Below are 518 nucleotides of genomic sequence, written 5' to 3' on the forward strand. Positions count from 1 at the left end.
TGGGAGGCGTTCGAGCGGGCGGGGATCGATCCGTTGTCGGTGCGGGGCAGCCGGACGGGTGTGTTCGCGGGTGTGATGTATCACGACTATCTGGCCGGGTTGCAGGAGTTCCCGGACGGGGTCGAGGGCTATATCGGGACGGGGAACGCGGGCAGTATCGCGTCGGGCCGGGTGGCGTACACGCTGGGTCTTGAGGGGCCGGCGGTGACGGTGGACACGGCGTGTTCGTCGTCGTTGGTGGCGTTGCATCTGGCGGCGCAGGCGCTGCGTGGTGGTGAGTGTGATCTGGCGTTGGCCGGTGGGGTGGCGGTGATGGCCACGCCGGAGACGTTCGTCGATTTCAGCCGGCAGCGTGGTCTTGCGGTGGACGGGCGGTGCAAGGCGTTCGCGGCGGGTGCGGACGGCACCGGCTGGGGCGAGGGCGCGGGCATGCTCCTGGTGGAGCGGCTCTCCGACGCCCGCCGCAACGGGCATCCGGTCCTCGCGGTGGTCCGGGGCTCGGCCATCAACCAGGACGG

1 protein-coding gene is annotated in these 518 nt (G+C 70.8%); it reads left to right on the plus strand.

The annotated features are described in order from the left end of the window. Nucleotides 1-518 (plus strand): beta-ketoacyl synthase N-terminal-like domain-containing protein (locus IE217_RS34425; RefSeq protein WP_190181888.1); only part of this gene is annotated, 518 nt, incomplete at both ends.

Source organism: Streptomyces naganishii JCM 4654, assembly GCF_014650575.1.
GTDB lineage: Bacteria > Actinomycetota > Actinomycetes > Streptomycetales > Streptomycetaceae > Streptomyces > Streptomyces naganishii.